This is a genomic window from Streptomyces sp. NBC_01439, assembly GCF_036227605.1.
Taxonomy (GTDB): Bacteria; Actinomycetota; Actinomycetes; order Streptomycetales; family Streptomycetaceae; genus Streptomyces.
This window is the reverse complement of the sequence record NZ_CP109487.1, coordinates 2,676,574-2,697,739: the sequence shown is the minus strand read 5'-3', so window position 1 is coordinate 2,697,739 and position 21,166 is coordinate 2,676,574. Positions and strand designations below refer to the sequence as shown.

The 21,166-nt window shown below is 73.3% G+C and carries 20 protein-coding genes; 17 read left to right on the top strand and 3 right to left on the bottom strand.

The genetic code is table 11. The annotated features are described in order from the left end of the window. Positions 1-875 precede the first annotated feature (875 nt). From OG207_RS11825 to OG207_RS11790, 8 genes are all read left to right on the top strand, one after another. On the top strand, positions 876-1,844 hold the full coding sequence (locus tag OG207_RS11825) for a TauD/TfdA dioxygenase family protein (RefSeq protein ID WP_329098406.1): 969 nt from the start codon (positions 876-878) through the stop codon (positions 1,842-1,844). Between the two features lie 21 nt (positions 1,845-1,865). Then, positions 1,866-2,435, top strand: coding sequence for an NADPH-dependent FMN reductase (ssuE, locus tag OG207_RS11820; protein ID WP_329098405.1), 570 nt, complete (start codon positions 1,866-1,868; stop codon positions 2,433-2,435). Positions 2,436-2,486: 51 nt separating this feature from the next. Continuing rightward, positions 2,487-3,521, top strand: a complete 1,035-nt coding sequence (locus OG207_RS11815; protein ID WP_329098403.1) for an ABC transporter substrate-binding protein — start codon at positions 2,487-2,489, stop codon at positions 3,519-3,521. 6 nt (positions 3,522-3,527) lie between these two features. Then, positions 3,528-4,349, top strand: coding sequence for an ABC transporter ATP-binding protein (locus tag OG207_RS11810; protein WP_329098402.1), 822 nt, complete (start codon positions 3,528-3,530; stop codon positions 4,347-4,349). Next, positions 4,346-5,644: an ABC transporter permease gene (locus tag OG207_RS11805; protein WP_329098400.1), complete on the top strand. Its 1,299-nt coding sequence runs from the start codon at positions 4,346-4,348 to the stop codon at positions 5,642-5,644. The genes OG207_RS11810 and OG207_RS11805 overlap by 4 nt, the downstream gene beginning before the upstream one ends. A gap of 109 nt (positions 5,645-5,753) precedes the next feature. Then, positions 5,754-7,085 carry an LLM class flavin-dependent oxidoreductase gene (locus OG207_RS11800; protein ID WP_329098399.1) on the top strand — a complete coding sequence of 444 codons (1,332 nt, stop codon included), beginning with the start codon at positions 5,754-5,756 and terminating at the stop codon, positions 7,083-7,085. Then, positions 7,082-8,665 carry an FAD-binding protein gene (locus OG207_RS11795; protein WP_329098397.1) on the top strand — a complete coding sequence of 528 codons (1,584 nt, stop codon included), beginning with the start codon at positions 7,082-7,084 and terminating at the stop codon, positions 8,663-8,665. The genes OG207_RS11800 and OG207_RS11795 overlap by 4 nt, the downstream gene beginning before the upstream one ends. After that, a complete protein-coding gene (locus OG207_RS11790) occupies positions 8,662-9,015 on the top strand; it encodes a ferredoxin family protein (protein ID WP_329098395.1) in 354 nt (117 codons plus the stop codon). Before OG207_RS11795 ends, OG207_RS11790 begins: the two co-directional genes overlap by 4 nt. A 92-nt stretch (positions 9,016-9,107) precedes the next feature. On the opposite strand, the gene OG207_RS11785 is transcribed toward OG207_RS11790, so the two are convergent. Continuing rightward, a complete protein-coding gene (locus OG207_RS11785; protein WP_329098392.1) occupies positions 9,108-10,028 on the bottom strand; it encodes an NADP-dependent oxidoreductase in 921 nt (306 codons plus the stop codon). 42 nt (positions 10,029-10,070) lie between these two features. Continuing rightward, positions 10,071-10,790: a DUF2470 domain-containing protein gene (locus tag OG207_RS11780; RefSeq protein ID WP_329098390.1), complete on the bottom strand. Its 720-nt coding sequence runs from the start codon at positions 10,788-10,790 to the stop codon at positions 10,071-10,073. 155 nt (positions 10,791-10,945) lie between these two features. Here OG207_RS11780 and OG207_RS11775 point away from each other — a divergent pair, with 155 nt between their 5' ends. The 4 genes from OG207_RS11775 (at position 10,946) to OG207_RS11760 (ending at position 13,852) form a co-directional block, all read left to right on the top strand. Further along, complete coding sequence (locus OG207_RS11775; protein WP_189739116.1) at positions 10,946-11,341, top strand: cell division protein SepF; 396 nt, start codon at positions 10,946-10,948, stop codon at positions 11,339-11,341. Positions 11,342-11,408: 67 nt separating this feature from the next. After that, a complete protein-coding gene (locus OG207_RS11770; RefSeq protein WP_329098388.1) occupies positions 11,409-12,842 on the top strand; it encodes an ATP-binding protein in 1,434 nt (477 codons plus the stop codon). Continuing rightward, entirely contained in the window at positions 12,839-13,243 is a 405-nt protein-coding gene (locus OG207_RS11765) for a nucleotide pyrophosphohydrolase (RefSeq protein ID WP_329098387.1), read from the top strand. Before OG207_RS11770 ends, OG207_RS11765 begins: the two co-directional genes overlap by 4 nt. Before the next feature lie 123 nt (positions 13,244-13,366). Then, positions 13,367-13,852, top strand: coding sequence for a DUF6099 family protein (locus OG207_RS11760; protein ID WP_329098385.1), 486 nt, complete (start codon positions 13,367-13,369; stop codon positions 13,850-13,852). 72 nt (positions 13,853-13,924) lie between these two features. Here the strand turns inward: OG207_RS11760 and OG207_RS11755 are convergent, their stop codons facing one another. Further along, positions 13,925-14,164: a hypothetical protein gene (locus OG207_RS11755; RefSeq protein WP_329108307.1), complete on the bottom strand. Its 240-nt coding sequence runs from the start codon at positions 14,162-14,164 to the stop codon at positions 13,925-13,927. Between the two features lie 204 nt (positions 14,165-14,368). On the opposite strand from OG207_RS11755, the gene OG207_RS11750 reads away from it, so the two are divergent. The 5 genes from OG207_RS11750 (at position 14,369) to OG207_RS11730 (ending at position 21,127) form a co-directional block, all read left to right on the top strand. Beyond that, entirely contained in the window at positions 14,369-15,292 is a 924-nt protein-coding gene (locus OG207_RS11750; protein ID WP_329098383.1) for an LLM class F420-dependent oxidoreductase, read from the top strand. 15 nt (positions 15,293-15,307) lie between these two features. Next, entirely contained in the window at positions 15,308-16,222 is a 915-nt protein-coding gene (gene mmuM, locus OG207_RS11745) for a homocysteine S-methyltransferase (RefSeq protein ID WP_329098380.1), read from the top strand. Positions 16,223-16,290: 68 nt separating this feature from the next. Further along, entirely contained in the window at positions 16,291-17,856 is a 1,566-nt protein-coding gene (locus OG207_RS11740) for a 3' terminal RNA ribose 2'-O-methyltransferase Hen1 (RefSeq protein WP_329098378.1), read from the top strand. Then, positions 17,853-20,435 carry a polynucleotide kinase-phosphatase gene (locus OG207_RS11735; protein WP_329098376.1) on the top strand — a complete coding sequence of 861 codons (2,583 nt, stop codon included), beginning with the start codon at positions 17,853-17,855 and terminating at the stop codon, positions 20,433-20,435. Before OG207_RS11740 ends, OG207_RS11735 begins: the two co-directional genes overlap by 4 nt. A gap of 215 nt (positions 20,436-20,650) precedes the next feature. After that, positions 20,651-21,127: a hypothetical protein gene (locus tag OG207_RS11730; protein WP_329098374.1), complete on the top strand. Its 477-nt coding sequence runs from the start codon at positions 20,651-20,653 to the stop codon at positions 21,125-21,127. Positions 21,128-21,166 lie beyond the last annotated feature (39 nt).

Sequence of the window (21,166 nt, the reverse complement as noted above, 5' to 3'; positions counted from 1 at the left end):
GGCGAGGGTGTCCGGCGGGACTCACGGGCCGGCCGCCCGCGGGGCCGGGGCCTTCGGGTACGTCCCGGGCGGGCGGGACGAGTCATGGAGCGTGTGCGCACAGCGGCGGCAGTCCTGTGCGGGTGGCGGGCCCCGCGGGCGGGGCGCGGGGGCGGATCCCGGCGAACGCGTGGCGGCCGCATTGCGGGGCCATGAAATCCGGCCACGCTTTTCGGCCGTCGAGGTGAGGCCGCGCGCGGGTCGAAGCGCGGGGAAAAGCGCAGGCTGCAGGGGGTGTGCGGGGTGGACGCGGAAACCGGCGAGAGGCGCGTTCGGTGGCTCCGGACGGGGGTTGACCCCGGCCGGGGCCGCTGACACGCTCCGGGACATGTCCGCGAACGCACTCCTCGCCCCGCGGCTCCACACCCCCGGCCTGCGTACCGCGCCGGGTGAGTGTCCGGGCCGCTGTCCGGCCCCCGGCCGCGCCTGACCTCGCCGATCCGGCGCCCCGGCTGACCGGGTCCGCCCGGCCCCGGCCCGGTGCCGTCCCGCCGGTGCCCGCCTCGGTCGAAGCCGCCCGGTCCCGTTCCCGTTCCGGGGCACCCCCAGGGGTGGTGCCCCGGAACACCCCACCGGGCAGGTCCCTGCCGGGGCTCCGGAGCGTCCCCGCCGGGTCCCGCAAGGGCGTCCACCGGGGCGGCCCGTGCCGGGGACGGCGCGTCGTCGCCCTCCGCGGATCCGGGCGGGGCCGAAGCCGCCCGGGGGCCTCCGCGGCCCCGGGCGGCCGGTTCCCGCACGTACCCGTACCGCTCGGCGCAGCGCAGCGCCCGGCGCCCTCGTCACGCTGTTTCTTCCGCTGCGGAAATAACCCCCGCGGCCCACACCAGGGAGTCCTCATGGCAACTGCCACTGCCACCGCCACCACCACCGTCACCAAGATCGGCGGCCGCATCGGCGCCGAGATCGGCGGCGTACTGCTCGGCGGCGACCTGCCCGACGCGACCGTCGCCGAGATCAGGGCCGCCCTTCTCGCCCACAAGGTCGTCTTCTTCCGCGGCCAGGACCACCTCGACGAGGCCGGTCACGAGGCCTTCGCCCAGCTGCTCGGTGCGCCCGTCGCGCACCCCACCGTCCCCTCCGCGGACGGCCGTTACGCCCTCGGCATCGACTCGCACCACGGCGCCCGCGCCAACCAGTGGCACACCGACGTCACCTTCGTCCCCGCCTACCCCGCCTTCTCCATCCTCCGCGCCGTCACCATCCCCCCGTACGGCGGCAACACCCTCTGGGCCAACACGGCCACCGCCTACAGCAACCTCCCCGAGCCGCTCCGGGCCCTCGCCGACGGCCTGCGCGCCGTCCACTCCAACGAGTACGACTACGCCGCCCTCAAGCCCGACGCCCTGCCCGAGGCCCTGGCCCAGTACCGCGAGGTGTTCACCTCCACCAAGTTCCTCACCGAGCACCCGGTGGTCCGCGTCCACCCCGAGACGGGCGAACGCACCCTCCTCCTCGGCAACTTCGTCCAGCGGATCAACGGCCTCACCGGCCGCGACTCGCGCGTCCTCCAGGACCTCTTCCAGGCGCACATCGAGAGCCCCGAGAACACCGTCCGCTGGCAGTGGCGGGCCGGCGACGTCGCGATCTGGGACAACCGTGCCACCCAGCACTACGGCGTGGACGACTCCGACGACCACGAGCGCACCCTGCGCCGCGTCACCGTCGACGGCGACGTCCCGGTCGGCCCCGACGGCGAGCCCTCCCGACTGATCAGCCCGGGGGCCGTCCCGGACCCCTCCTTCGGCATCGCCTCCGGTGCCTCCACCACCGCGGCCGTTTCCGCCGCAGCCTCCGTCTCCGCCTGACGACATCAAGGAGCGCCCCCCGTGCCCAACCTGCTCGCGATCACCGGCAGCCCCTCCGCCCACTCCCGCACCGCCGTCGTCGCCGACCACGTACTGCGCCGCCTGTCCCACTCCGGCTTCGAGACCGCGCACCTGTCCGTGCGCGAGCTCCCCGCCGCCGACCTCCTCGCAGCCCGCCGCGGCGAGCCCGAGATCCGTCGGGCGCTCGAGGCCGTCGCCGAGGCCGACGGCCTGGTCATCGCGACCCCCGTCTACAAGGCGTCGTACACCGGACTGCTCAAGGCCTTCCTCGACCTGCTCCCGCAGGACGGCCTCGACGGCAAGACGGTCCTGCCGCTGGCCACCGGCGGCAGCCTCGCCCACGTCCTGACCATCGACTACGCCCTGCGCCCCGTGCTCGCCGCCCTCGGCGCCCGGCACGTCACCGCCGGCCGGTTCGTCCTGGACTCCTCCGTCGAGCGCGGATCGGGCCCCGACCGGCTGCGGCCCGAGGCCGAACTGGACCTCTACCAGGCCGTCGACGAGTTCGCCGCGGCACTTCGCTCCACACCCGCCACCCTCGCCGCAGCCGCCCTCACCACCACCCCGTAACACCGCCGCACACCGCCGCGACCACGCGACCCGCACCGACAAGGAACCGTCATGCCCGCAGCCTTCACCTCGACCACCACCTCCCGACGCCAGTTCCTCGCCCTGCTCGGCATCTCGGCGGCCGCGGTGAGCTGCGGCACGGCCACCGCGCGCGGCGGCGGTTCCGGTGCCCAGGTCAAGACCCTGAAGTACCAGGGCTCGGTCGGCGCCGTCACGCTCCCCGAACTCGCCTCCGACCTCGGATACCTGGGCGACCTCACGCTGGAGTGGGTCGGCAACACCATCAGCGGCCCGCAGGACATCCAGTCCGCCGCCACCGGCCAGACCCACTTCGGCGGCGCCTTCAACGGCGCGATCGTCAAGCTCGCCTCCAGCAAGGCTCCCGTCAAGGCCGTCATCTCCTACTACGGCGTCGACGAGTTCTCGTACAGCGGCTACTACGTCCTGGAGGACAGCCCGATCCGCTCCGCCCGCGACCTCCTCGGCAAGAAGGTCGGCATGAACACGCTGGGCGCCCACTCCCAGGCCGTCCTCGACATCTACCTGAGCCGCAACGGCCTCGCCAAGGCCGACTCATCGAAGGTCGAGTCGCTCGTCGTGCCGCCCGTCAACACCGACCAGGTGCTGCGCCAGAAGCAGATCGACGTGGGCGTGCTCGGCGGGATCCTGCGCGACAAGGCCGTGGCGGGCGGCGGGATCAGACCGCTGTTCTGCGACTTCGACCTGCTCGGCAAGTTCAGCGCCGGCTCCTACATCATGACCGAGCGGTTCATCAAGGAGAACCCGGACACCGTACGGACCTTCGTGACGGGCGTGGCCAAGGCCATCGAGTGGGCCCGCACCACCCCGCGCGAGGAGGTCATCGCCCGGCAGACCGAGATCGTCAAGAAGCGCGGCCGCAACGAGGACACCGCCACCCTCCAGTACTGGCGCTCGTACGGCGTCGCCGAGACGGGCGGCCGGATCGAGGACAAGGAGTTCCAGCTCTGGCTCGACTGGCTCGGCGAGCGCGGCGAGATCAAGCAGGGGCAGCTCAAGGCCGCCGACCTCTACACGAACGAGTTCAACGACTTCGGGAAGGGCTGACCCGACATGGCGAAGATCGTGTTCGAGCACGTGACCAAGACCTTCCCGACCAAGGACAAGAGGAACAAGGGGCGGTTCACCGCGCTCGACGGCATCGACCTGGAGATCGAGGCGGGGGAGTTCGTGGTGGTCGTGGGCCCCAGCGGCTGCGGCAAGTCCACGCTCCTGGACCTGCTCGGCGGGCTGACCCGGCCGTCGTCCGGGCGGATCCTGCTCGACGGGAAGCCGATCACCGGGCCGGGCCTGGACCGGGGCATCGTCTTCCAGCAGTACGCCCTGCTGCCCTGGCGGACGGCGCTCGGCAACGTCGAGTTCGGTCTGGAGGCGACCGGCGTCCCGCGCCGCAAGCGGGCGGCGAGGGCCCGGGAGTTCCTCGACCTCGTCGGCCTCACCGGCTTCGAGGACCGGCACCCGCACGAACTCTCCGGCGGCATGCGCCAACGCGTCGCCATCGCCCGCTCGCTGGCGTACGACCCGGACGTGCTGCTGATGGACGAGCCGTTCGCCGCCCTCGACGCGCAGACCCGCGAGTCCCTCCAGGACGAGCTGCGGCGCATCTGGCAGCGCACCGGCAAGACCGTCGTCTTCATCACGCACGGCATCGAGGAGGCGGTCTACCTCGGTCAGAAGGTGGCCGTCATGACGTCCCGCCCCGGCCGGGTGAAGGAGATCGTCCCGGTCACGTTCGGCGCCCGCGGCGCCGGCTTCCAGGGCGAGGACCTGCGTTCCAGCCCCGAGTTCGCCCGCTACCGCCACGAGATCTGGACGCTGCTCCACGACGAGGTGGCCCGCGCCCAGCAACTGGAGAAGGAGGAGGCCTCCGTATGAGCACCGACATCACCGCGCCCGCCGATGCCGAAGCCCCGGCCGGGCAGGAGACGCTACGGGAGGACCCGGCGCCCGCGGCTCCCGCACCCGCCGACCGGAAGCCCCGCAGCCCCCGTCGTCCCGGCGTTCCGTCCCTGCTGGCACGCCGGCTGCGCCGCGCCGGCCGCTCCACGACCCTTCCCCCGACTTCCGCGGCTACCGCGGCCCCGGACGCTTCGGCCGCGCCTGCGGGCCCAGCGGCCCCTGCGGCTTCCGTCGCTCCGGTGGATCCCGCGGTCGCTCCTGCCGCTCCTGCCGCCCCGGAGGCCCCCGCGACTCCGGCCGCCCCGGACGCCCCTGTGGCTCCGGCGCCTCCCGCCATCCCGGAGGCCCGGGAGGCTTCGGCCGCTCCCGCCGCTCCCGCCGCTCCCGCCGCTCCCGCCGCTCCCGCGGCCCCCGCGGGCCCGGTGGGTTCCGGCGCCGGACCGGATGCAGGGTCGGCGCCGGAGGGTACCCGCCGGGACCCGTCCAGCGTCCGCAAGGCCGCCGGGGCGCTCGGTCGTTGGTTGCGCGCCGCCGCCCTCCGCTCCGCGGCCCTCGTCGTCCTGCTCGCCCTCTGGGAGACCGCCCCCCGCCTCGGCCTGGTCGACTCCACCTTCCTGCCGCCGGTCAGCGAGGTCGCCACGGCCTGGTGGGACCTCCTGGGCAACGGACAGCTCGGCCAGCACACCCGGGCCAGCCTCGCCCGCTCCTTCGGGGGCTTCGGCATCGCCGTCGTCATCGCGGTCCCGCTCGGCCTGCTCATCGGCTGGTACCGGCCGGTCGCCGCGCTGCTCGGCCCACTGCTGGAGGTGTTCCGCAACACCGCCGCACTGGCCCTGCTGCCGGTCTTCGTCCTGCTCCTGGGCATCGGCGAGACCTCGAAGGTCTCGATCGTCGTCTACGCCTGCCTCTGGCCGGTCCTGCTGAACACCATCAGCGCGGTGGGCAACGCCGACCCCACCCTGGTCAGACTGGCCCGCTCGATGGACCTGTCCACCCCGAGGCTCTTCCAGAAGGTGATCCTGCCGTCCTCCGTACCGGCCGTCTTCACCGGCATCCGGCTGGCCGGCGCGGTCTCCATCCTCGTCCTGGTGGCCGCCGAGATGATCGGAGCCAAGGCGGGTCTCGGCTACCTGATCAACGCCTCGCAGTACAACTTCGCGATCCCGCAGATGTACGCGGGCATCATCACCATCTCCGCCGTCGGCGTGGCCTTCAACCAGCTGCTGGTCACGATCGAACGCCGCCTGAGCACCTGGCGCGTCCCCGCCTGAGGCCCGCCCCGCCCCGCCTGACGCCCGCCCCGCTTGACGCCCGCCCGGCCCCGCCCCGCGACGGGCCGGCCGCCACCACACGCAGTGCCACCGAACACAGGGAACAGCCATGACCGCGAACCGCACCCTCCACCTCAACGCCTTCCTGATGAACGCCGGTCACCACGACGCCGCCTGGCGCCACCCCGACAGCCGGCCCGAGCTGATCACCGACCTGCGGTACTTCCAGGACCTGGCCCGCACCGCCGAACGCGGACTGCTCGACTCCATCTTCTTCGCCGACGGGGTCGCCCTCTGGGGCAAGGCCCGCCACAACGCCCTCGGCGGATTCGAGCCGCTCACCCTGCTCTCCGCGATCGCCGCCGTCACCGAGCACATCGGGCTCATCGCCACCGTCTCCACCACCTTCAACGAGCCCTACAACCTGGCCCGCAAGTTCGCCTCCCTCGACCACATCAGCGGCGGCCGGGCCGGCTGGAACATCGTCACCTCCGGCACCGTCGACGAGGCCCGCAACTTCAACCGCGACGAGCACCTGGAGCACCACCTCCGCTACGAGCGCGCCCGCGAGTTCCTCGACGTCGCCACCAAGCTCTGGGACAGCTGGGAGGACGACGCGATCGTCCTCGACAAGGAGCGCGGCATCTACGCCGACACCGACAAGCTGCACCCCGCCGCCCACCGCGGCGAGCACTTCGGCGTCGCCGGACCGCTCAACGTCCCGCGCTCCCCCCAGGGCTACCCGCTGCTCGTGCAGGCCGGTTCCTCCGAGGACGGCAAGGAGTTCGCGGCCCAGTACGCGGAGGCCGTCTTCACTGCCCAGCAGACCCTCGCCGACGGCCAGACCTTCTACAAGGACCTCAAGTCCCGCCTCGCCAAGTACGGCCGCGCCGAGAGCGATCTCCTCGTCCTGCCCGGCATCGCCCCCGTCATCGGATCGACCGAGGCCGAGGCGAAGGCCCTGGAGCAGCAGCTCACCGACCTCCAGGTGCCGGAGTACGGCCTCGCCCAGCTCTCCGGGATGCTGAACGTGGACCTCACCGGCCTGCCGCTGGACGGTCCGCTCCCGGATCTGCCCGAGGAACGGGACGTCAACGGCAACAAGAGCCGCTTCACCCTCGTCGCCGAGCTCGCCCGGCGCGACGGCCTGACCCTGCGCGAGCTGATCGCCCGCCTCGGTGCAGGCCGGGGCCACCGCGTCTTCGCCGGCACCCCCGAGCAGATCGCCGACCAGCTCGAGGAGTGGTTCACCCGGGGAGCCGCCGACGGCTTCAACATCATGGCGCCGGTCCTGCCCACCGGCCTGACCGCCTTCGTCGACCACGTCGTGCCGATCCTCCAGCGGCGCGGGCTCTTCCGCACCGAGTACGCCGGCACCACCCTCCGCGAGAACTACGGCCTCGCCCGGCCCGTCAACCGGCACACCCGGGAGGGCGCATGAGCGACCACGCCACCGACGTCCTCGTCGTCGGCGGCGGACCGGCCGCCACCTGGGCCGCCCTCAAGGCCGCCGAGGCGGGGGCCCGGGTCGTCCTCGCCGACAAGGGTTACTGCGGAACCAGCGGCGCCACGGCCGCGGGCGGCACCGGCGTCTGGTACGTCCCGCCCGAGCCCGCCGCCCGGGAGGCCGCCATGGCCTCCCGGGAGGGCCTCGGCGGGTACCTGGCCGACCGCCGCTGGATGGCCCGGGTCCTCGACGAGACCTACGACCGGATGAACGAGCTGGCCGTGCAGGGCCGGTACCCGTTTCCCACCGGCCCGGACGGGCAGCCGCTCCGGGGCGGGCTGCAGGGCCCCGAGTACATGCGGCGGATGCGCATCCGGATCCGCCGGGCGGGGGTCCGCATCCTCGACCACAGCCCGGTCACCGAGCTGCTCACCGACGCGGACGGGGCCGTCGCGGGTGCCGACGGCTACCGCCGTCAGCTGCGCGAGTCCTACCGGGTCCGGGCCGGCGCCGTGGTCCTCGCCACCGGCGGCTGCGCCTTCCTCAGCGGAGCCCTCGGCACCAACACCAACACCGGCGACGGCGCGCTCTTCGCCGCCGAGGCCGGCGCGGTGCTCTCCGGAATGGAGTTTTCCAACGCCTACGGGATCGCCCCCGAGGGCACCTCCGTCACCAAGACCGCCTTCTACTCCTTCGCCACCTTCTACCAGGAGGACGGCAGCGTCCTGGAGGGCGCGGCCAGCCAGGGCGGCCGCTCGGTGATCGCCCGCGAACTCCTCACCGGGGCCCGGGTCCACGCGCGCCTCGACCGCGCCGACGAAGGAGTCCGGGCCGCGATGCGCCTCGCGCAGCCCAACTTCTTCCTCGCTTTCGACCGGCTGGGCATCGACCCCTTCACCGACCGGTTCGCCGTCACCCTGCTCGCCGAGGGCACGGTCCGCGGCACCGGCGGCATCCGGATCACCGGCGACGACTGCGATACCGGCGTCCCCGGGCTGTACGCCGCCGGGGACGCGGCCACCCGCGAGGAGATCTGCGGGGGCTTCACCGGAGGCGGCAGCCACAACGCCGCCTGGGCCATCTCCTCGGGGAGCTGGGCGGGCCGGGGCGCCGCCGGACACGCACTGTCCCTCGGCCCCGACCGGGCCGCGGGCCGCCCCGTCACCGGCGCCGGCGGTGCGGGCCTGCGCCCGACGGGGAGCGCGGCCGACGGACCGCACCACCGTGAGGCCGTGGCGCTCGTTCAGCAGGAGGCGCTCCCCTACGACAAGAACTACCTCCGCCGCGGCGACGTCCTGGCGGCTTCCCTGCGCACCCTCGACACGGCGTGGTCGCAGCTGCGCGCGGGCCTGCACGGGGCGGGGGCCGACCTGGTCAGGGCCCGGCAGGCGGCGGCGATGACGGCGCACGCGCGGTGGATGTACGCGGCCGCCCTCGCCCGGTCCGAGACTCGGGGGATGGCCAAGCGCCTCGACCACCCGGACCAGGACCCTGCGCAGCACCACCGGATCCTGGTCGGCGGGCTGGACCGGGTGTGGACCGGGCCGGCGCCGAGGGCGGGGGCGGCGGCGTGATCGAACTCGTCTCGGCGGGGCGCTGCATAGCCTGCGACAAGTGCGTGGAGGTGTGCCCGACGGACGTCTTCGAACGGGGGCCCGAGGGGATTCCGTTGCTCGCACGGCAGGAGGACTGCCAGACCTGCTTCCTGTGCGAGGCGAACTGCCCGGTGGACGCGCTGTTCGTGGCCCCGCTGACCCGCCCCCTTCCGGAGGATCCGGCCGTACGGGACGAAGCGGGGCTAGTGAGCCGGGGGCTGCTCGGCAGCTACCGGCGCCACATCGGCTGGGGCGAAGGGCGGACACCCGGATCGCTGCGGGCGATCGGGCCGGCACTGGGCGGGTCCGCGCCGCCGATCACGTCCTGAGCGGGTGCGCGCCGCCGGATCCCCGTGCTCCGGCGGCGCGCACGTGTGCCGCCGGAGCAGGTCAGCAGCTCAGCAGGTGGGTGTGCAGGCCTTCAGACGGTCAGGACGATCTTGCCGCGGGTGCGGCCCGCGGCGCTCAGCTCCCAGGCCCCGGCGGCCTCGGCGAGCGGCAGCGCATGCGCCACGTTGACCGTGAGCTTCCCCGCGTCGGCCAGTTCCGCCAGGAAGGTCAGGTCGGCGGTGTCCGGGCGCACCCACAGCTGGTGGGCGCCCTTGGCGGCCGCGTCGTAGTCGGCGATGGAGACCACCCGGTGGCGTTCCTTGACCAGGGACTGGAGCGTCTCGATGACGCCGTCGCCGTAGAAGTCCAGGCCCGCGTCGATGCCGTCGGGCGCGAGCTCGCGGATCCGGTCCGCCATCCCCTCCCCGTACAGCACCGGCTCCGCGCCGAGGGAGCGCAGGTACTCGTGGTTGTGCGCACCCGCCGTGCCGATGACCCGCAGGCCGAGCGCGACCGCGATCTGCACGCCGAAGGATCCGGTGCCGCCGGCCGCGGAGTGGATGACCACGGTCTCGCCGGCCTTGAGGCCGGCGCGGGTGAGCGACTGGTAGGCGGTGAGGCCGGCCAGCGGGAGGCCCGCGGCCTGCTCGAAGCTCAGCTCGCGGGGCTTGCGGGCGAGGGTGCGGACGGGGGCGGACACCAGCTCGGCGTACGTCCCGAGTTCGACCCATTCCTTGCGGACGTAGCCGTAGACCTCGTCGCCGACGGTGTAGTCGAAGGTGTCCTCGCCGACCGCTTCGACGACTCCGGCCACGTCCCAGCCGGGTATGACCGGGTAGCGGACCTCGAGGATCGGGTCGAGGTATCCGGCGGCGAGCTTCCAGTCCACCGGATTGACCCCGGCGGCCTTGACGCGGACGAGCACCTCGCCCGGCCCCACCTTGGGCTTCGGTAAGTCAACGAGCTGGAGCGTGGCGGGAGTTCCGTACGTGCTGTATGTGATGGCCTTCATGATCGTCCCCAACTCGGTTCCGCGGCCGGGTATTCCGGTCCGTCAGGCCGGCAGGGTGTTGCGGTGCGAGCTCCGCCGGGCCGCGCTGAAGAGCGCCTGGATCTGCGTACCGGCCTGCTCGACGTCGTCCAGGGGCGAGGGGAAGGGAAGCCGTACGTCGCGGTGGCCGCGCCGTTCCTCCAGCCGCAGGGTGATCCCGTACCGGTCCATGGCGACCGGCAGCGCGCGGAGCACCGCGGCGGTGGGCAGCGGCCGGACCAGTCGCAGCAGCAGGGTGACCAGGTCGTGGTGGTCGTCGAGGAGGTGCGTGAGCATGCCCGCCTCGTACGGGGACAGCGGGTCGGGGCAGGACGCGTCCAGCTCCTCGAGGCCGACGTGCGAGATGCCTTCCGGCGTCTCCAGGACGGCCCGGTCGAACTCCATGCAGGTGGAGTCGGCGCCGGAGCCCTCGGCCAGGTCCGCGTAGGGGGTGAGCAGGCGGCCCAGCACGGTGACGCGGGCGCGCACCCGGTCCCGCACGGGGGTGGGGGCGACGTCGGTGAACTCCAGCCGGATCGACGGCCGGTACTCGGACTCGCCGCCGGGCTCGGCGGGGTGCAGGTGGAGCCGTCCCATGGGGTCGCTGCCGTCGAGGTGGCGGACCTCGGACCGCTGTCCGTCGGTGATCACGGTCATGGAGTGGGCGGCGGTGAGGATCGACCGGATGCGCTCGGCATCGGTGGGCCGGTCGGCCGGGGTGGCGGGGGCACCGAACAGGCGCATGCGGATCTCTCCTCGTCCGAGTGACTTAGGTATGCCTAACCTAACCTATCTGGCCCGTCGAGAGTACCCGGCGTGCTCGTGTCGTAGTTGGGCTGAACGGGTGAAACGCGAGAGGATGGGGGGATGCACATGAAGCGCACGGCCGAGGCGGCCCGGTGAGCAGGTACGACGTCACCGACGAACAGTGGGAGGGACTCGCGCAGGTGGTCCCCCTGCGCAGTCGCAACGAATGGCCCTCCCGGGTGGACCACCGCACGATTCCGAAGGCGCCCGGCGCGTCGGCGGCGGAGCAGCGGCGCTTCGTGGTGATCAGAGTCCAGATCTTCGCGGACGCGCGGGAGGTGGCGGAGTACCTGATCGCGCAGATCCCGGTACTGCTCGACCTCACCGGGGCGGACAGCGAAGTGGCCAAGCGGATCCTGGACTTCAGCAGCGGCGTGGTCTTCGGCCTGGGCAGCGGGATGCACCGGGTGGACCGGAACGTCTTCCTGCTCGCGCCGGTGGGGACCGAGGTCGAGGGGATCGCGGCCGCGGCCGTCCCCCGATCGTAGGAAGGTCCCCGCGAGGGAACGGTTCGCCGGAGCCGCGGGGGGTCCGGCGGGCCGTACCGTCCCGCGCATGGACGCCACCTTGGACGCGACGGCGGAGCGCACCGCCGTCGTCGTCGCGTTAGCCGACACCCGCACCGATCCCCCCGAGGCCGGACCGGCCGGCGAGCAGCCCGCCGCGGAGCCCCCGGCCGCGCCCGCCCCACCCGAGCCCGCCCCACCGGCTGTGCCGACCGCTTCCGAGACTTCCGCGGCCGATACGGCCGATACGGCCGATACGGCCGATACGGCCGACGCGGCCGGGGCCGTCGGCGGCCCGACCGTGCCGGCGCAGGCGGGCCCCGGCGGCTTCGGGCGCCCTGCCGAGCCCGCGCAGCGGCAGCCCCGGCCCGTCCTTACCGAGCTGCGGCTCTCCGCCTTCGGGACGCACCGCTCGGCGGTCTTCCCGCTCGGCCCCCTCACCCTCTTCGCCGGGCCGAGCGGCAGCGGCAAGTCCCAGGCCCTGGCGGCCCACGAGGCGCTGGCCGGGCTGGGGTCCGGGGCCTTACTGGAGGAGGTCTTCCCGGATCCGCGCGCCCGCATCCCCGACCGGGCCGTCCCCGACGCGCAGCGCCGGCGCGGGTTCCGCCTCGGCTGCACCGTGGACGGACCCGTCGGCCCGGTCCGGCTCGACCTCGCCGTCCAGGCCGAGCCCACGCTGCGCATCGTCGGCGAACGGCTCTCGCAGGACGGGCAGGTCCTGCTCGCCACGGCCCTGCGCGACCCCGGCCGGCGCTCGGTCCAGGCCGCCTGGCTGACCGGCGGCGCCATCGGCGTCACCAGGGCCCCGCTGCCCGACGACCGGCTCGGAACGGCCCTGCTCCCGCTCCGCGTCGCCGGTTCCACCGCGGGCCAACGCCAGGTCCTGGCCGCCGCCGAACAGGTGGTCGTGGCCCTGCGCGCGGTGTTCCCGTGCGACCCCCGCCCGGACCTGATGCGCGCCGCGGTCCCGCCGGGCGAGGGCCGGCTGCTGGGCGACTGCGCCAACCTGGCCGACGTGCTGCGCCGTACCCGCAGCGAATGCGGCACCCGTTACGCGCTGCTGGCGGAGGCGGCCCGCACCGGCTGCGCGGGGCCCGTCGCGGGGCTGGACGTACGGGCTCCCGCGGGCGGCGCACCCGTCGCGGCGGTACTGGACCGGGGCCCCGGCCGGCCCGCCACGGAGCTGGCCCGACTGGGCGCGGGCGAACTCCGCTTCCTCGCGCTGGCGCTGGTCCTGCTGACCGGGCCGGGGGTGCTGGCCGTGGACCCGGCGGCCGAACTGCTCTCCGCGCGGCAGGCGCTGACGGTGCTGGCCGACGACTTCGACCGGGGCCTCGATCGGCGCCAGAGCGCCGAACTGCTGCGCCTCGCCCTGCTGTCCTGCGGCCGCGGTCACATCCGGTTGGTGGCGGCCGTGGGGGAGGGGACCGCAGCCACCGCCCGAGACCTCCCGGGCGTCGCGGTGGTAGACCTGGGGGCATGAACGAGACGCAGCAGCCGCCCCAGCCGCCCCAGCCGTCCGAGCAGTGCCCCGAGGAGCGGCTGGACCGACTGCAGCGCCGGCTCGCGCAGTTCGCGGCGGCGCGCGGCTGGGAGCCGTACCACACGCCCAAGAACCTGGCAGTGGCGCTCAGCGTGGAGGCGTCCGAACTGGTGGAAATCTTCCAGTGGCTGACGCCCGAGCAGTCGGCGAAGATCATGGAGAAGCCGGAATCGGCCCACCGCGTGGCCGATGAGGTGGCCGACGTGCTCGCGTATCTGCTGCAGTTCTGTGAGGTTCTCGGGGTGGATGTGCTGGATGCGCTCGCCGCGAAGATCGAGAGGAATGAACTCCGCTTTCCCGTGCCGGGTACATCGACACCAAATGGTCACTCTTCGGAGTGATGGACTCATCCACAATCACGTTTCTGTCCACATTTTCCGAATACCCCTGGCTTTACTGACTCATTGCCCTCACTCTGGGTAGTGGTGAGGATGGCGGGATGTCGTGCGGACGGGGGACGGCATATGGATGCGGTACGGCTCATCGCGGCCGGCCGGCACGCGCTGGCACAGAGTGGGGCCGCGTGGGACATCGTGGGCGAGGCTTGGCAGGCCCAGGCGCTCGCGCAGGGTATAGGGAGCTATCTGGCGGTCACCGGGCCGCCAGAGCTGAGATCGGAGGCGCGGGGACTGGGGGAAGCGGGAGGCAGAGGCTGCGGGGTGCTCGATCGGGCGGCCCTGAGCGGCGAGGGAAGTGCGCCCGAACATCCGCCGCGGGCAGCGCAGTTGAGCGAGGTGTCGGATGTCCGGCAGGCGCTGCTCGGACTTCAGGAGCTGCTGGGTGAAGTGGGGATAGCGCTGGTCGGGGTGGCCTGCGGGACGGACGACGAGGCCCTCTACTGGCAGTGCATAGAGTCGATCGACGCGGCCGACGAGTCGAGCGACCGGGTACGGGCGATCCTGCGTCGCATGGTGGTTCGTGAGCGGGGATCGGCCTCGGGCGTGGCCTGAGGGCGGCACAGGTGGGGTCCCGCCGTGCGCGGCGGGACCCGAACGGTCAGGAAGACCGGTGGGACGGGCGGCCTAACCCTCGGGCGTGCGGTCCGTGGAGGTCTGGAGTTCGGCATCGAGCTGCGACAGGTCGGCGTTCAGCGCGGCCATCAGGTTCTCCATCTGCTGGAGCGGGCCGTTCGGCGCATCGCCGCCCTGGGCGGCTGCCTCGGGATCCTGACCTGCTCGGTCGCGCGGTGCCTGCGCTGCCCGTCCGGTCGGTCCGGTCGGTCCGGTGTGTCGGCGGGTCTCCGGCACGGCCTCGTGGGACATGGCGGCCTCCTCGGCCCTGTGGCCCTTCCGGGGCGGAAGGGGGAGGTGGACGCACCAGCGGGACGTCGCCGGCGCGCGGGCCGGGCGGTCCGGCTCCGTCCGAGCCAACGATCCCCGTACGGGCCGGTCACTGGCGGGCCCGGGGGTGGGTCGTCCGGTTGACGAAGGTTCACCCTGCCGAGGCGGGAAGTGCAGGATGGGGGTATGGATCTGCGCATTTTCACCGAGCCCCAGCAGGGTGCGAGCTACGAGACCCTCCTGACCGTCGCCAAGGCCACCGAGGACCTGGGCTTCGACGCGTTCTTCCGCTCCGACCACTACCTGAGCATGGGCGCCGCCGACGGTCTGCCCGGACCCACCGACGCGTGGATCACCCTCGCGGGCCTGGCCCGGGAGACCAAGCGGATCCGCCTGGGCACGCTGATGACGGCAGGAACCTTCCGGCTGCCCGGAGTCCTCGCCATCCAGGTGGCCCAGGTCGACCAGATGTCCGGCGGCCGCATCGAACTGGGCCTCGGCGCGGGCTGGTTCGAGCAGGAGCACAAGGCGTATGGGATCCCCTTCCCGGCGGACCGGATGTCCCGGCTGGAGGAGCAGCTGGCCATCGTCACCGGCATGTGGGCCACCGAAGCCGGCGCCTCCTTCGACTACGCGGGCAAGCACTACCAGGTGGAGAACTCACCCGCGCTCCCCAAGCCCGCCCAGACCAAGGTTCCCGTCCTCATCGGCGGCCACGGAGCCAAGCGCACCCCGCGGCTCGCCGCCCGCTACGCGGACGAGTTCAACATGCCCTTCGCGTCGATCGCCGACAGCGAGCGGCAGTTCGCCCGGGTCCGGCAGGCGGCCGAGGAGGCCGGTCGCAAGGCCGATGACCTGCGCTACTCCAACGCCCTCGTCGTCTGCGTGGGCAAGGACGACGCCGAGGTGGCCCGCCGGGCCGCCGCCATCGGCCGCGACGTCGACGAGCTCAAGGCCAACGGCCTGGCCGGCTCCCCGGCCGAAGTCGTGGAGAAGATCGGCGCCTACGGCGCCGCCGGCTCCTCCCGCGTCTACCTCCAGCTCCTCGACCTCGACGACCTGGACCACCTGGAGCTGATCTCCGCCCGAGTGCTCTCCCAGCTCCGTTAGGAAGGCGGCCAACCGATGCCACGCGCGTCCGGCCCGCTCGCCGAAGCCCTGGCCCGCAGGGCCGTGCTCCTGGACGGCGGGCTCAGCAACCAGCTCGCCGCCCAGGGCTGCGACCTCTCCGGCGACCTCTGGTCGGGCCGGGTGCTCGCCGAGCACCCGGACCAGGTGGCGGCCGCCCACGCGGCGTACACCACCGCCGGCGCCGAGGTGCTGATCACCGCCAGTTACCAGGTCGGCTACGCGGCCTTCGCCGCCCACGGCCACGACCGCACGGAGACCACCGCCCTGCTGCGCCGCAGCGTGCACCTGGCCGCCCGGGCCGCCGAGGCCGCCGACCACGAGGTGTGGGTGGCCGCCTCCGTGGGACCGTACGGAGCGGTGCTCGCGGACGGCTCCGAGTACCGCGGCCGGTACGGGCTGGGCGTGCGCGAACTCGCCGCCTTCCACCGCCCCCGCATCGAAGCCCTGCTCGCCGCCGGCCCCGACGTCCTGGCCGTGGAGACCGTCCCGGACAGCGACGAGGCCGAGGCGCTGCTCACCGTCCTCGCCGAGACCGGTGCACCCGCCTGGCTCTCGTACACGGTGGCCGAGGGCCGCACGCGGGCCGGGCAGCCCCTGCGCGAAGCCTTCGCCCTCGCCGCCGCGGCCCCGCAGGTCATCGCGGTCGGCGTCAACTGCTGCGATCCGGCCGATGTCCTGCCCGCCCTCGAAGCCGCGGCCGCCGTCACCGCCAAGCCGCTGCTGGCCTACCCCAACGACGGCTCGATCTGGAACGCCACCACCCGCACCTGGCACGCCCCCGAAACCCCCGCCCCCTGGCCCGCACAGACCTGGTACGCGACCGGCGCCCGCCTCGTCGGCGGCTGCTGCCGGATCGGACCGGACCGGATCGCCGCCCTCGGAGCGCTGCTGCCGGACCGGTCGCGGTGAGCCGGGGGCACCCGCCGGGACGAAAAACCAGGGGCACCCCGAGGAGGTGACCAGCGATAATCGGTCACGTGTTCCTGACGATCTCCACCACCGGCTCCCCCGAACGACCCGCCACCGACCTGGGCTACCTGCTGCACAAGCATCCCGGCAAGACGCAGGCGTTCTCCACCTCCCACGGCACCGCCCACGTGTTCTATCCCGAGGCCTCGGTCGAACGGTGCACGGCGGCCCTGCTGCTGGAAGTGGACCCCGTCGCGCTCGTGCGGCGCGGTCGGGGCAAGGGCCGGGGCGGAGCGCCGGACGCCGCGCTCGCACAGTACGTGAACGACCGGCCGTACGCCGCGTCCTCGCTGCTGGCCGTCGCACTCAGCGGAGTGTTCCGCACCGCGCTCAAGGGGCAGTGCACCGCCCGCCCCGAGCTCCCGGAGCAGGCCCGGCCGCTGCGCGTCGAGATCCCGGTGCTGCCCGCCCGCGGCGGCGCCGCCCTCGTGCACCGGCTGTTCGGCCCGCTCGGCTGGGACCTCGTAGAAGCCGAGGCCGTAGCGCTCGACGAGCAGTTCCCCGAATGGGGGGACTCCCGCTACGTACGGCTCGTCCTGGAGGGCGAGCTGCGCCTCGCCGACGCCCTGCGGCAGCTCTACGTGTTGCTGCCGGTCCTCGACGACGCCAAGCACTACTGGATCTCCCCCGACGAGGTCGACAAGCTGCTGCGGGCCGGAGACGGTTGGCTCGCCGCCCACCCCGAGCACGGGCTGATCACCTCCCGCTACCTGGCCCGCCACAAGCGGCTGACCCAGGACGCCATCGAGCGCCTGGAACTGGTCCGCCTCGCCGAGGCCGACGGCAGCGAGGTCGAGGAGCTCGACAACGCGGTGGACGAGACCCGCGACACCGAGGAGCGGCCCGTGCCGCTCGCCGTGCAGCGGCGCGAGGCGATCCTCGCCGCCCTGCGGCTGGCCGGCGCCCAGCGGGTGCTGGACCTCGGATGCGGTCAGGGGCAGTTGCTCCAGGCGCTGCTCGGGGACCCGGCGTACTCCGAGATCGTCGGCATGGACGTGTCCGTGCGGGCCCTGCAGATCGCGGCCCGCCGGCTGCGGCTGGACCGGATGGGCGAGCGGCAGAGCGCGCGACTGAAGCTCATCCAGGGCTCGCTCGCCTACACCGACAAGCGGCTGGCCGGCTATGACGCCGCCGTGCTCAGCGAGGTCATCGAGCACCTGGACCCGGAGCGGCTGCCCGCGCTGGAGTACGCGGTGTTCGGTTCGGCCCGCCCCCGCACGGTCCTCGTCACCACCCCGAACGTCGAGTACAACGTGCGCTGGGAGACCCTGCCCGCCGGGCACGTCCGCCACGGCGACCACCGCTTCGAGTGGAACCGCGAGGAGTTCCGGGCCTGGGCCGAGGACGTCGCGCAGCGCCACGGCTACGGGGTCCGGTACGTGCCCGTCGGCGACGACGACCCCGAGGTCGGGCCGCCGACCCAGATGGCCGTCTTCACCCAGCACGACGGCGCTGCCGGCACCGACTCGGCCGGCACCACCCACCCGACCGCCACGGCCGGTACCACCGAAGCGGCCGGCACCACCGGCACGATCCACACCACCGACACCCCGAAGGAGGGCGAGGCAGCATGACCAGCACCGAGACCCCCCGTACGCGCACCCTTCCCGTCACCGACCTGTCCCTCGTCGTTCTGATCGGGGCCACCGGATCGGGCAAGTCCACCTTCGCCCGCAAGCACTTCAAGGCCACCGAGGTCATCTCCTCCGACTACTGCCGGGGCCTGGTCTGCGACGACGAGAACGACCAGAGCGCCAGCCGCGACGCCTTCGACGTCCTGCACTACATCGCCGGCAAGCGCCTCGCCGCCGGCCGCCTGACCGTCGTCGACGCGACCAGCGTCCAGCCCGAAGCCCGCCGGCAGCTGGTCGCACTCGCCCGCGAGCACGACGTCCTGCCGATCGCCATCGTGCTGGACATGCCCGAGCAGGTCTGCGCCGAGCGCAACGCCACCCGCCCCGACCGGGCCGGCCTGCCCCGCGCCGTCATCCAGCGGCACCGCCGCGACCTGCGGCGCTCGCTGCGCGGTCTGGAGCGCGAGGGCTTCCGCAAGGTCCACGTGCTGCGCTCCGTCGAGGAGGCCGAGACCGCCGAGGTGGTCCTCGAGAAGCGGTTCAACGACCTCACCCACCTCGCCGGCCCCTTCGACATCGTCGGTGACATCCACGGCTGTTCCTCCGAGCTGGAGACCCTGCTCGGCAAGCTCGGCTACGAGGACGGGGTCCACCCCGAGGGCCGCACCGCCGTCTTCGTCGGCGACCTCGTCGACCGCGGCCCCGACAGCCCCGGCGTCCTGCGCCGCGTCATGGGCATGGTCAAGTCCGGCAACGCCCTGTGCGTGCCCGGGAACCACGAGAACAAGCTCGGCCGTTACCTGAAGGGCTCCAAGGTCCAGCGGACCCACGGCCTCGCCGAGACCATCGAGCAGCTGGAGGGGGAGCCGGAGGAGTTCGTCCAGGAGGTACGGGAGTTCATCCGCGGCCTCGTCAGCCACTACCTCCTCGACGGCGGCAAGCTGGTGGTCTGCCACGCCGGGCTGCCCGAGAAGTACCACGGCCGCACCTCCGGCCGGGTCCGCTCGCACGCCCTCTACGGGGAAACCACCGGCGAGACCGACGAGTTCGGCCTGCCCGTGCGCTACCCGTGGGCCGAGGACTACCGGGGCAAGGCCGTGGTGGTCTACGGCCACACCCCGGTCCCCGACACCACCTGGATCAACAACACCATCTGTCTCGATACCGGCGCCGTCTTCGGCGGCCGGATGACCGCCCTGCGCTGGCCCGAGCGCGAACTGGTCGACGTACCGGCCGAGAAGGTCTGGTACGAGCCGGTCAAGCCGCTCGTCGCCGAAGCGCCGGGCGGGCCATGGGGGTCCCCCCGGACGGAGTCTGGGGGTGGCCGGCCGCTCGACCTGGCGGACGTGCACGGCCGCCGGGTCGTGGAGACCCGGCACCTGGGCAACGTCAACGTGCGCGAGGAGAACGCCGCGGCGGCCCTGGAGGTCATGAGCCGCTTCGCGGTGGACCCGCGCCTCGTCCCGTACCTGCCGCCCACCATGGCGCCCACGGCCACCTCCCGCGAGGAGGGCCATCTGGAGCACCCGGCCGAGGCCTTCGCCCAGTACCGGAAGGACGGCGTCGCCCAGGTGGTGTGCGAGGAGAAGCACATGGGCTCCCGCGCCACCGTCCTCGTCTGCAAGGACGCCGACGCGGCCCGCACCCGCTTCGGGGTCGACGGTCCGACCGGCTCCGTCTACACCCGCACCGGGCGGCCCTTCTTCAAGGAGCCGGAGGTCACCGAGGAGGTCCTCACCCGGCTGCGCGCCGCGATCACCGACGCGGGCCTGTGGGAGGAGCTCGACACCGACTGGCTGCTGCTCGACGGGGAACTCCTGCCCTGGTCCCTGAAGTCCGGCGGCCTGCTGCGCAACCAGTACGCCGCCGTCGGCGCGGCCTCCGGCGCCGTCTTCCCGGGCGCCATCGCCGCCCTGGAGGCGGCCACCGCCCGGGGCGTCGACACCGGCGAGCTGCTGGAGCGCCAGCGCGGCCGGGCCGCCGACGCGGCCGCCTTCACCGACTCCTACCGGCGCTACTGCTGGACCACCGACGGTCTGGACGGCGTACGGTTCGCGCCGTTCCAGCTGTTGGCGGTGGCCGGGCGGTCGTTGGCCGCGGTGCCCCACGACGAGCAGCTGTTCTGGCTGGACCGGCTGGTCGCCGCCGACGAGGCGGCCGGTACCGGACTGCTCCGGCGCACCGGCCGGATCCTGGTGGACACCGCGGACGAGGACTCCGTACGGGCCGGCACCGACTGGTGGCTGGCGCTGACGGCCGCCGGCGGCGAGGGCATGGTCGTCAAGCCGCTCCAGGCGTACGCCAAGGACGGCAAGGGTCGACTGGTCCAGCCCGGGGTCAAGGTGCGCGGGCGCGAGTACCTGCGGATCATCTACGGCCCGGAGTACACCCGTCCCGACCAGCTGGAGCGGCTGCGCGACCGGTTCCTCGGGCACAAGCGCTCGCTCGCGCTGCGTGAGTACGCGCTCGGGCTGGAGGCGCTGGACCGGCTGGCGGCCGACGAGCCGCTGTGGCGGGTCCACGAGGCGGTCTTCGCGGTGCTCGCGCTGGAGTCGGAGCCGGTCGACCCGCGCCTGTGAGCCGGCGCCGCCGCGCGACCGGGCCGCGTCAGCACGGTCCGTAAAGGGGTGGCCCCCGTACGGCCTCGAATTAGGTCGTATGGGGGAACTTTCGCGGAGAACTCCGGGAAAACCACCGGCGGGATCGTTCATCCAGGGCAGCGGAATGTCCGCGACACTGGAAGGACGGAACGTCACCTATGAAGATGACCGCGCGCGGAAGCATTGCGGCACTCATGACCTGTATGGCTGCGGCCGGAGCGGCCACCCCGGCCATGGCCCAATCGGTGCCGGTCGATCTCCCGCTCGACGCCTTGAAGACCACGCTGGGCGTGGACACCCCGCGCGTGGGCACGGGCGTGCCGATGCCGGTCGTGGGAGCACCCGAGTCGCCCCGCTTCCACAAGGGGAACATGCTCCCGACCCCACTGCTCCCGTCGGTGCCGGTCGGCACCGAGCTCGGCAGCACCCTCGTCACCTCCCCGCTGCCGAACCTGTTGGGCAAGCCGGAGACGGACGGCGAGGGTTCCGTCGAGGCGCCGGCCACCAACCTGCTCGCCCGGACCCCCGGCCTGGTCGCCGGCGGCCTGCTGACGATGCCGGACTCCTCCAACTCCGGGGTGCCGAACCTGACCGCGCCCGAACTGGGCCTGACCACCCCGGAGCTCACCGGCGCCCCCTCGGCGCTTCTCGGCCTCGGTACCCCTCGCTGAGCGGACGCCACGTCAAAAAGCCGTTCGGTCTGGGAATGT

Excerpts from the sequence above, each read along its gene's own strand:
- OG207_RS11800 (WP_329098399.1), top strand. The coding sequence starts at position 5,754 with ATGACCGCGAACCGCACCCTCCACCTCAACGCCTTCCTGATGAACGCC.
- OG207_RS11770 (WP_329098388.1), top strand. The coding sequence starts at position 11,409 with ATGGACGCCACCTTGGACGCGACGGCGGAGCGCACCGCCGTCGTCGTC.
- OG207_RS11780 (WP_329098390.1), bottom strand. The coding sequence starts at position 10,790 with ATGCGCCTGTTCGGTGCCCCCGCCACCCCGGCCGACCGGCCCACCGAT.
- OG207_RS11805 (WP_329098400.1), top strand. The coding sequence starts at position 4,346 with ATGAGCACCGACATCACCGCGCCCGCCGATGCCGAAGCCCCGGCCGGG.
- OG207_RS11750 (WP_329098383.1), top strand. The coding sequence starts at position 14,369 with ATGGATCTGCGCATTTTCACCGAGCCCCAGCAGGGTGCGAGCTACGAG.
- OG207_RS11795 (WP_329098397.1), top strand. The coding sequence starts at position 7,082 with ATGAGCGACCACGCCACCGACGTCCTCGTCGTCGGCGGCGGACCGGCC.
- OG207_RS11810 (WP_329098402.1), top strand. The coding sequence starts at position 3,528 with ATGGCGAAGATCGTGTTCGAGCACGTGACCAAGACCTTCCCGACCAAG.
- OG207_RS11765 (WP_329098387.1), top strand. The coding sequence starts at position 12,839 with ATGAACGAGACGCAGCAGCCGCCCCAGCCGCCCCAGCCGTCCGAGCAG.
- OG207_RS11785 (WP_329098392.1), bottom strand. The coding sequence starts at position 10,028 with ATGAAGGCCATCACATACAGCACGTACGGAACTCCCGCCACGCTCCAG.
- mmuM (WP_329098380.1), top strand. The coding sequence starts at position 15,308 with ATGCCACGCGCGTCCGGCCCGCTCGCCGAAGCCCTGGCCCGCAGGGCC.
- OG207_RS11735 (WP_329098376.1), top strand. The coding sequence starts at position 17,853 with ATGACCAGCACCGAGACCCCCCGTACGCGCACCCTTCCCGTCACCGAC.
- OG207_RS11815 (WP_329098403.1), top strand. The coding sequence starts at position 2,487 with ATGCCCGCAGCCTTCACCTCGACCACCACCTCCCGACGCCAGTTCCTC.
- OG207_RS11755 (WP_329108307.1), bottom strand. The coding sequence starts at position 14,164 with ATGTCCCACGAGGCCGTGCCGGAGACCCGCCGACACACCGGACCGACC.
- OG207_RS11760 (WP_329098385.1), top strand. The coding sequence starts at position 13,367 with ATGGATGCGGTACGGCTCATCGCGGCCGGCCGGCACGCGCTGGCACAG.
- OG207_RS11730 (WP_329098374.1), top strand. The coding sequence starts at position 20,651 with ATGACCTGTATGGCTGCGGCCGGAGCGGCCACCCCGGCCATGGCCCAA.
- OG207_RS11825 (WP_329098406.1), top strand. The coding sequence starts at position 876 with ATGGCAACTGCCACTGCCACCGCCACCACCACCGTCACCAAGATCGGC.